This is a genomic window from Endozoicomonas sp. (genome assembly GCF_051008435.1).
GTDB lineage: Bacteria > Pseudomonadota > Gammaproteobacteria > Pseudomonadales > Endozoicomonadaceae > Endozoicomonas_A.
The window spans coordinates 1-9,392 of the sequence record NZ_JBPCXO010000508.1 but is presented as its reverse complement, the minus strand read 5'-3'; the positions used below and the strand labels follow the sequence as shown (position 1 = coordinate 9,392).

General features: G+C 48.8%; 8 protein-coding genes. 4 read left to right on the top strand and 4 right to left on the bottom strand.

Translation table 11 applies throughout. The features are described 5' to 3' along the window. Positions 1-198 precede the first annotated feature (198 nt). Positions 199-1,596, bottom strand: a complete 1,398-nt coding sequence (locus ACR2PX_RS25580; RefSeq protein ID WP_434002182.1) for an EAL domain-containing protein — start codon at positions 1,594-1,596, stop codon at positions 199-201. A 280-nt stretch (positions 1,597-1,876) separates the two neighbouring features. On the opposite strand from ACR2PX_RS25580, the gene uvrD reads away from it, so the two are divergent. Beyond that, entirely contained in the window at positions 1,877-4,042 is a 2,166-nt protein-coding gene (gene uvrD, locus ACR2PX_RS25575) for a DNA helicase II (protein WP_434002181.1), read from the top strand. Between the two features lie 380 nt (positions 4,043-4,422). On the opposite strand, the gene ACR2PX_RS25570 is transcribed toward uvrD, so the two are convergent. Continuing rightward, the gene (locus ACR2PX_RS25570; RefSeq protein WP_434002180.1) at positions 4,423-4,584 is read right to left on the bottom strand and encodes a hypothetical protein; all 162 of its coding nucleotides are present in this window, start codon (positions 4,582-4,584) and stop codon (positions 4,423-4,425) included. Positions 4,585-4,673: 89 nt separating this feature from the next. On the opposite strand from ACR2PX_RS25570, the gene ACR2PX_RS25565 reads away from it, so the two are divergent. Further along, entirely contained in the window at positions 4,674-5,786 is a 1,113-nt protein-coding gene (locus ACR2PX_RS25565) for a TRAP transporter substrate-binding protein (RefSeq protein WP_434002179.1), read from the top strand. Between the two features lie 66 nt (positions 5,787-5,852). Here the strand turns inward: ACR2PX_RS25565 and murI are convergent, their stop codons facing one another. After that, entirely contained in the window at positions 5,853-6,758 is a 906-nt protein-coding gene (gene murI / locus ACR2PX_RS25560; RefSeq protein ID WP_434002178.1) for a glutamate racemase, read from the bottom strand. Positions 6,759-6,873: 115 nt separating this feature from the next. On the opposite strand from murI, the gene cdd reads away from it, so the two are divergent. Both cdd and ACR2PX_RS25550 read left to right on the top strand, forming a co-directional pair. Beyond that, entirely contained in the window at positions 6,874-7,782 is a 909-nt protein-coding gene (gene cdd, locus ACR2PX_RS25555) for a cytidine deaminase (protein WP_434002177.1), read from the top strand. A gap of 138 nt (positions 7,783-7,920) precedes the next feature. Further along, positions 7,921-8,208 carry a hypothetical protein gene (locus ACR2PX_RS25550; RefSeq protein WP_434002176.1) on the top strand — a complete coding sequence of 96 codons (288 nt, stop codon included), beginning with the start codon at positions 7,921-7,923 and terminating at the stop codon, positions 8,206-8,208. Here the strand turns inward: ACR2PX_RS25550 and ACR2PX_RS25545 are convergent. After that, positions 8,205-9,215 (bottom strand): hypothetical protein, encoded by a 1,011-nt coding sequence (locus ACR2PX_RS25545; protein WP_434002175.1) that lies wholly within the window; start codon positions 9,213-9,215, stop codon positions 8,205-8,207. The genes ACR2PX_RS25550 and ACR2PX_RS25545 overlap by 4 nt on opposite strands. Positions 9,216-9,392 lie beyond the last annotated feature (177 nt).

Genomic DNA, 9,392 nt, shown 5'->3' with positions numbered 1-9,392 from the left:
CGGTTTGAGACAGTTTTTATGATTATTTGAGGCGAATAGCGAGCTATTCAACGAAAAGAATCATAAAAAATGGCCAAATCCGGCTTTTTCGCAGTAGGTCAGTGGTAAGTCCGACAGGCTCCTAGGGCAATACACTCCCGGGACCTTTTTAAAGCCCTCTTTTGTAGTTTTACTACATGGGGTGGCTGCCTGTACAGGTTAAATTGAGATGCCTTTGAGGAGTTTAGGGGTGAGCTCGGTACTGGGAAGAGCCGGACAAATGTAATTTCCCTGTACTTCATCACAGTGGTAGGTGGATAAAAGATCCAACGACTGGGCGTCTTCGACACCCTCTGCAACAAAGCTCAAGCCCAGCTTGTGTGCCATCGCAATGGAGGATTCGGCAATGGCCTGACACTTTGTATCGGTCGCCAGATTAAGCATTAGGCTGCGATCTATCTTCAGAACATCCAGCGGTAATTCACTGAGGTAGCGGTGTGTGGCATAACCTGATCCAAAGTCGTCCAGACTGATCTGGATGCCCAGTTGCTTAAACGCATTCAGCTTTTCTACCGCCAGGGTCATGGAAGAGATGGGCTGAGACTCTGTGAGCTCAAACTCAAGGTTTGTAGTTTTAATACCCTTTTTTTTCAGAATGGTGATCACAGCGTCGTACAGCTCTTCACTCATCAGCTGAGATACCGAAAGGTTGATTGAAACCTGCAGATTAATTCCCTGCTGCTGCCATTGTTGCAGCTGCTGACAGGCGGCAGTGAGCACTTGTATTCCCAGTTCGTGAATCAAACCAAGTTCTTCAGCCAGAGTGATGATTCGTTCTGGCTCAATGTATCCCTGTTCCGGGTGATGCCAGCGAACCAATGCTTCTACTTTGGTAACTTTCCGATCTTTTAACTGGTATCTGGGTTGATAATGAACTTCCAGATTAGCGTTCTGTATGGCTGTCGCCAGATCGGTTTTGAGAGTACTGGAATCCGTTTTATTCACTGAGCGAGTATTTTCAGATCTTAGTAAAGTAGCGCTGAAAATAAGTCCCAGAGCCAGTACCCAGCCAATAAACCAGATGAGATCCAGTGCTTCCTGATTGATCAGGAAGAAGCCGGCAAAAGGCAATGTCAGGCCAAGGCTATAGGCCATTGCGTTGCTCTTTCGTTCAGAAAAAGCATGACTTGCGAATGCAGCAAGAGAGACAAGAATCAGTGGAATAATAAAGAGTTGCTGAGTGGTCAGTAGTGAAAGTGTCCAGACCGGAGCCAGACCTGTAAAAAGGCCAAGCCCAAGAGCTTTAAGGACCCTGTTGTCAGCAGCCTTGATCCATCTGAAACTCAACCAGGCAGGAGGAGTTGTCAGCAGACTGAACAGTGCAAAACAGGTAGCCCATTGCAGTAAATTGACTGGAATCAGACTGGCAGGAAAGGCATAGAACATCCCGATCAGACAAACCAGTGAAGCGGCCACCATATGTTTGTAGCCTGTGGCAGAGCTGGTGGAAGCAGAGGGTATCGATCGGCCGGTATCAGACGTTTTCCGGGTATAGACAGGCACTTCCCGAGCCGGGAAGCGAATATGTTTTTTCTGTTCTTGGCTATGAATACCCATTCAACACTTCTTTACTGGGTTCGAACGATGCTTATTCTCGGTGTTGTTGTGCAGAGTATCAAGTCACTGAGTCACAGTTTAAATACTCCTTACCAACAGGATTCGTTACACTGTCAGGCACTGAAAAATTGCCATGAGCAAAGAAAAATAGTTTGCGTCACCTTTGACGATGAAAAAACGCAAAGCAAAATATTTTTCACGGTGAAAATTGTACAATTTATCAGTTCCCGATTGAGCGTCGGACTGCATAGTAATCATTTAGCTGGAAAGAATTCTGTCTATGGACGTAACCCCTATCATTGACTCCCTGAACGATGCCCAGCGACAGGCGGTCACAAGTCCTCCTGGTTCACTGTTGGTTCTGGCGGGTGCTGGCAGTGGTAAAACCCGGGTACTGGTGCACCGTATTGCCTGGCTGATTCAGGTTGAAGGCATGTCACCCTACTCCATTATGGCAGTGACGTTTACCAATAAAGCGGCCGCAGAAATGCGGGGCCGTATAGAAGAATTACTGGGAATTCCCCCCCGTGGTATGTGGGTGGGAACTTTCCACGGACTGGCTCACCGGCTGCTAAGAACACACTATCAGGATGCTGGCCTGCCTGAGAACTTCCAGATTCTCGACAGCGATGATCAGCTCAGGGTGATCAAGCGGTTGATGAAAGCGATGAGTCTGGATGAGCAAAAGTGGCCGCCCAGACAGGCACAGTGGTACATCAACAGCAAAAAAGACGAAGGACTCAGGCCTGATTATATTGATCCTGGCTATGATCCGTTCGAAAGAACCATGTTAGATGTTTATCGAGCCTACCATGAGTACTGCAATCAGGTAGGTGTTGTTGATTTTGGTGAGCTGCTCTTGCGTTCACACGAACTCTGGCTGAAAAGGCCGGACATTCTTCAGCACTATCAGGAACGCTTCCGATACTTGCTGGTGGATGAATTTCAGGATACCAACGCCATCCAGTATGCCTGGCTGAGGATTCTGACGGGCGATCAGGACAAAATGATGATTGTCGGTGATGATGATCAGTCCATTTATGGCTGGCGTGGCGCTCGAATTGAGAACATACGACAGTTTTCACAAGATTTTCCGAAGGCAGAAACCATTCGTCTTGAGCAAAATTACCGCTCTACCAGCAATATTCTGCGCGCAGCCAATGCGGTGATTGCCAATAATCCGGACAGGCTGGGTAAAGAGCTTTGGACGGATGGCAATGAGGGAGAGCCTATCCAGCTCTATGCCGGCTTCAATGAAATGGATGAAGCGCGATTTATTACGGATCGGATTCGCGAGGCCTCTGAACAAGGTATGGCTCGCAGTGATATGGCCATCCTTTATCGTTCCAATGCCCAGTCCCGTATTCTTGAAGAAGCTATGTTGAGAGCTTCTATTCCCTATCGGATTTATGGCGGACAGCGCTTCTTCGAGCGGGCTGAAATCAAGAATGCTCTGGCGTATCTCCGATTGGCCAGCTCACCTAATGATGACACTTCTCTGGAACGAGTCATCAATATTCCTACCCGTGGCATTGGCGAAAAAACGGTTGAAAAACTCCGTGAAACAGCCAGGTCACAGGGCTTGAGCTTATGGGCAGCCATCAAGAGTGTTGTTGCGGCCAGTGTTATAGGTGGAAAAGCAGGCCGCTCACTGGGTGAGTTTGTTGAGTTAATTGAAAGCCTGAACACTTCTGGCGATGAGTTGGATCTGGGTGAACTGACTGACCATGTCATATCCGTCTCGGGTCTTATTGATCATCATCAGAAAGAGAAAGGGGAAAAAGGTCGGGCGAGGGTTGAAAACCTGGAAGAACTGGTGACCGCCTGCAGTGAGTTTGACATTGAAGACATGGATCTGGATGAAGAAACTGAGGCAATGTCTCCTCTGGATGCTTTTCTGGCTCATGCTGCATTGGAAGCGGGAGATAACCAGGCTGACCAGTTCACTGACAGTGTTCAGATGATGACTCTGCACTCTGCCAAGGGGTTGGAGTTTCAGTTAGTGTTTCTTGCCGGGTTGGAGGAAGGGTTGTTCCCTCACAAGATGTCACTGGAAGAAGGCAATCTGGAAGAAGAAAGACGTCTCTGTTATGTCGGAATTACCCGGGCAATGGAAAAGCTCTATCTCACCTATGCAGAAAATCGCAGACTCTATGGCAACGACACCATGAATCGCCCTTCCCGCTTTATTCGGGAAATCCCGGGAGAGTTGCTGCAGGAGGTGCGCCTGGGTGGATCCATTACCCGTCCGGTTTCCGTTCGTCAGGCTCCGGCATCACAGGATCATGGGCTGGCTTTAGGTCAGCGTGTCCATCACGATGTTTTTGGTGAAGGCGTCGTCCTGAATTATGAGGGGGATGGCAGCCAAGCCAGAGTACAGGTTAACTTTGACTCGGAAGGCGCAAAATGGCTGATGATGGCTTACGCTAACCTGAGCCCACTATAAGTTGACTGTGTTTCAAGGGGCTGCTGAAGTTACGCAATAGCGCATAAGTTCGGCAGACTCCGGAGAAAACGTATGGAACTTTCATAAAATCGCCCTGTCTAACCCTTAACACTGAGTGTTTTCTCAGTTTCTAAAGGATTAGAACAGGGGGTGAGAGTCATGCATGGAGTTACATCGTCTACCAGACCACCACCCTATTCTGGTCCACCTCCTACGCCGCCTCCCCGGAGACAGTCTCTGAACACAGATACACCTCCTGTGCCTCCTCCAGTACCACCCAGAAAAAGAGGGAAAACAAATCCTGAGCAACAGCCTGCCAGCTTTGGTTTTGGCAATTTACTGTCTATGGGGATAGGTGGGTTTGGGACAGTCTGCAGTTGCTACCTCTTTTCATCTTTGGCGTGCATGCCTATGGGCGCATTGGTTCTGGCGTTCAGCTTACCTCCTTTGTTTCTGGGAGTGACCTGCTCTGCATTCTTCAGGGGATTATTTGGACCGATATAGAGTGAGGTTTTGAGCGCAGATAGTTGTACCGGATTCAATAACTCCCTACTATCTTCTACGACAGGTTCTGCCAGGTAGGGCTGAGTCTGTGATCACATAATAAAAACAACAACACACAGGTAGGGCCATGAAACGCCGTAACTTTCTTGCATCCATCGGGTTGGCTGCAACAGCGTCTCTTCTTGCTGGCTGTGGTGAGCCAGAATCTTCTGCAACATCGACTTCTGCAGCGGTTGTCGAGCCAGCCAAAACCTACGAATGGAAAATGGTAACCTCCTGGCCGAAAAACTTTCCCGGTCTGGGCATGGGACCTGAGCGTTTTGCCAAACTGGTCGACGAGATGAGCGACGGTCGTCTTACGGTTAAAGTCTACGGCGGTGGCGAATTGGTTCCCCCCCTGGAAGTGTTCGATGCGGTCTCTAATGGCACAGCCGACATGGGCCACAGCGGTGCTTATTACTGGAAAGGAAAAGAGCCTGCTGCCCAGTTCTTTGCCACGGTACCTTATGGGTTGAATGCTCAGGAAATCAGCAGCTGGATTCACTATGGTGGTGGTCAGGAACTCTGGGATGAACTCTACAAGCCCTTTAATCTCAAGCCTTTTGCCGGGGGCAATAGCGGGGTTCAAATGGCGGGTTGGTTCAACAAGGAAATCAACTCTCTGGAAGATCTGAAAGGTCTGAAAATGCGTATTCCTGGCATGGGTGGAGAGGTGTTCAAGCGTTTGGGAGGCGTGCCTGTCAATTTACCGGGGGGCGAAATTTTCACCGCGCTTCAGACAGGAACCATTGATGCCACTGAGTGGGTAGGTCCATACAATGATCTGGCTTTTGGGCTCTATAAAGCAGCAAAATATTACTACTATCCAGGCTGGCATGAGCCAGGCACCATGCTTGAGTTCACTGTAAACATGGATAAATGGAATGCTTTGCCTGCTGACCTGAAAGCTATCGTCAGCACCGCTGCCCGTGCTGTGAATCAGGATATGATCGATGAGTATACTGCCCGAAATAACGCAGCTCTGAAGCAACTGGTTGAAGAGCATGATGTGCAGCTGAAGAAGCTTCCGGATGATGTGCTAAAACAGCTGAAGACGATTTCTGAAGAAGTTGTGGCTGAAACCCGAAGTGATAGTGAGCAGGCAAAACGGATCTATGAATCCTACGATGCTTTTCGCAAACAGTCGGTGGAATATCACAACATTTCCGAAGTGGCTTATTATCAGGCCAGAGAACTCTGATACGCAGACCAGAGCCTGGCCGGGCTGTCTATTCTCGGTCAGGCTCCTAAGTCAGGCGTTTGTCCGTCAGGTATCCAGACAGGCAATTTCTGAAAAATCCATGGCTTCCAGAGCCGGAAACAGAGACGTCATGGATTGATCTGAGCCGGTGTATAGGAAACGATGTTCAACGGGCCCTTCATGATGGGAGTGATGTTCTTCCAGCAAGTTAGCGACTCTTCGGGCAATGGCTTCTCCTGAATCAACCCAGGTGACGGGTGCCGGTACGACGGAATCAAGAAGTTCCTGAACCAGTGGGAAGTGGGTACAACCCAGAACAATGCAGTCTGGCCAGTTATTGCCATGGAACAGAGGCTCAATAATCTTTTTCAGATTTGTAGGGTTTATACGTTCACCGCGCAGATGCTGTTCGGCCAGATGCACTAATTCACTGCTACCTACACGAATCACTTCACAATCGCCTGCAAATTCATGAATCAGTTGATGAGTGTAATCTCTCTCAACGGTGCCTGGCGTTGCCAGAAGTCCTATACAGCGCTTTTGTGAAGTCTGGCTGGCGGGCTTGATAGCAGGCACAACGCCAACAATAGGAATATCCAGTAACTGCCGGGCTTTGGGCAGTGAAATGGTGCTGGCCGTATTACAGGCAATGATGGCCAGGGCTGGCTGAAACTTTTCCACCAACCGTGTCAGGCAATGCAGAGTTCGGTCAACCACATCATTTTCTGGCTTGGGGCCATAAGGAAAACCTTCACTGTCAGAACAGTAGATCACGGACAGAAACGGAAGTTGCTCCCTGATTTTCTGGTAAATGCTGAGACCCCCGACTCCGGAGTCGAAAATGACGATAGGCTTTTGTTGCATGTGATGAATGATAGTGCCGGTAGACAGAACATAGACAGCATAGACTAGAGCCTTTGCTGCTCTTTGCAAATAGCTGTCTGCAGTCGAGAAAATAAAACTATCGTTCAATATACCCACTTAGAGGTATTCGCTGGAGAAACAGGGGTAAGCGCAATTTCTGGGTGGAAAGAAATCCAGATTGCGGTATGGTTGTTTTCCATACATCATTGCTGCGGTAATAGCGATGCAAACCACTTCAGACTTTAATCAAAAAATCGCCGAATTTCCCGCCTCTGCTGCCCCTCTTCTTGAGAAGATCCCTGCGCAACTGGGTAAGCTCGATGCTGCTCAGGTCGAGGAATTAAAAGCGGCTCTGGGCCTCTCGCTGGAAGAGGTCATGATCCAGTTACTGCCCGTGGCAGCCTCCCTGAGTGTGGCCGAAATTTCAGACTTCCGAGTAGGTGTAGTCGCCGAAGGATTATCTGGTGCTCTTTATCTGGGTGCCAATCTTGAATTTACCGGCCAACCTTTGAAAGCGACTGTGCATGCAGAGCAATTTGCGGTAGTGAATGCCTGGCATCGGGGTGAGCAAGGTCTGAAGCGTCTTGTTGTGAATGAAGCCCCCTGTGGCCACTGCCGACAGTTTCTGAATGAGTTATGTCGAGTTGATCAGTTGGAAGTGATCGTTTACAGCAATGCCAGAGGTGCGGCTCAGCACTATTCTATTGGTGATCTGCTTCCGGATCGTTTTGGTCCCGCTGATCTGGGCATGGAAGACGGAGCCTTGATGTGTGATCTGAATTATCCGCTGGAACTGCCTGCAGAAATGGAAGGTGATGAGTTGGCAGAAGTCGCTCTGTTTGCTGCTTCCAAAAGCTATGCTCCGGTATGCCAGAGCCGTGCCGGAATTGCGCTCAGGCTGAAGAGTGGACGTATTGTGACTGGGCGTTATGGAGCCAATGCGGCCTTTAATCCTGGGATTACAGCTATGGAGTCTGCGGCAGTAAACTGGCGTCTGGCCTTGCTGCACAACCCGGAAGATACCATTGAAGAAGCTGTTATGGTGGAACAACCTACCAAGTCTTCTCAAAAAGAACTGGCCACATCTTTCCTGAACAAATACGACATCTCCCTGCGTTATATCCAGCTCTGACAAAGAGCTGGTGGCTTATAGACTGATGGCACTTTCCTTCTTTGTGAACGAGTGATGGATGTAATCTTTCGTCATTCTTGGTGATGACCGATTTTTCACGGTAAACTGATTTTATAGGTCAGCAAGGAAGCCAAGCCATTGAAGATCAATCCATCTTCTACTTCTACTGCCCTGGATTATGGCGAAAACCCCAATAAAAGCTCAGATGACCAGGGTAAAGGCACTCAACAGGGAGAGGATGAGTATCAGCCTATAGTCCCTCATGAAGAAGGGGGGCCGGAATCTGCTCGTAATCTAAGGTCTCGGAAAACCACAAAGAAAAGCAAGAAGAAGCGCAGTAAGTCCCGAAAGCTTACCGAGCGTCGAGCCCGGCAAAAAAAAGAGGAGGAAGAAGAGCAAGAGGATGAAGACGACACTGAGGCTTAGATGTCGTCAATATTGATATATAACTCTCGCTCTCTGGCTGACATACCTTTCGGGAACTGCCCTCTGTTTGAAGGACCCGTATTGATCTCTGGTTCTTCGTGACTGCCTGGTAACCAGGAACTTGTGTCAAAAGTGTTAACGACTGTCTCTGTTTCAGGAGGAACCTGGGTAGGAACGACCGTTGTTTCTGATGGCGCTTGCGGTCTTGGTAATGCTGCCCCTGAACTTTGAGTTTCTACAACACCCACAACGTCCAACAGTTGCCTCCCTCCTCTTCTGCCTTGAACGGCGTCGCGTGTCAGCCTGGCATCTCCCGATCTTTCCCGGTCAGATCTTGACTGCGCATCTTGCTCTTCCGCTTCGTCATCCGTAGGAGATTGGAAATTAACTTCATCATTTTCTTCAAACTCATTCCTGTCGGAAGGAGGGGTTCTGGAGTAATCGGTTTCTCTTTCCGGCGGATCATTCCCTTCACCTCCAGCACCAATCCCCAGTCCTCCATTGCCGGTGTTCCCTACCCGGAAGTTGGTATAGCTCGCAGGGGCTGGCGAATAGACTGTTTTTTTGCCTTTATTATTCTTGCCTTTTCTACCATCCATAGGCTCGTCGGGTTGATAAGGGTCGCCAATAATGGCCGCTTTCCCATGCCCTGAATAGACCAGCCAGGCGTATTGGCTGAGAGGGACGCAATGGCTGCTATCTTTGCAGAAGCTTGTGTTCAGATAAGTTGGGAACAGGGCAATGCCGGGGAGTACAAAGTATTCATTCAGATTAACCTGCTCAAGTGTTCCGCCGGGGAAGGCCTCTGTTTCTGCCATACCGATAGGGTGTTCATTCAGATACTGTATCAACTGAACAACGAGTTGGAGCACTTCCGGCATTAATGAGACCGCAGGCATCAGGAATGATTGATGAGGTTCTGAAAGCTCAGAGTCACTGAACTCGGAAACAATGAACGTTTTCTCTTGAAAAGAAAATCTCAGAGTATTGTCCTGAGTATCAAACACTAATTTGATTTTGTTGAGCGTGAGTATATCCAGATGATTCAGATATTCCTGTTCTAGGAGTCTGTCGGACTTAGCCGACCGTAGCGAGAAAAAGTCCGGTTTGAGACAGTTTTTATGATTATTTGAGGCGAATAGCGAGCTATTCAACGAAAAGAATCATAAAAAATGGCCAAATCC

Coding starts and splice junctions, on each gene's coding strand:
- ACR2PX_RS25580 (WP_434002182.1), bottom strand. CDS start 1,596: ATGGGTATTCATAGCCAAGAACAGAAAAAACATATTCGCTTCCCGGCT.
- uvrD (WP_434002181.1), top strand. CDS start 1,877: ATGGACGTAACCCCTATCATTGACTCCCTGAACGATGCCCAGCGACAG.
- ACR2PX_RS25565 (WP_434002179.1), top strand. CDS start 4,674: ATGAAACGCCGTAACTTTCTTGCATCCATCGGGTTGGCTGCAACAGCG.
- cdd (WP_434002177.1), top strand. CDS start 6,874: ATGCAAACCACTTCAGACTTTAATCAAAAAATCGCCGAATTTCCCGCC.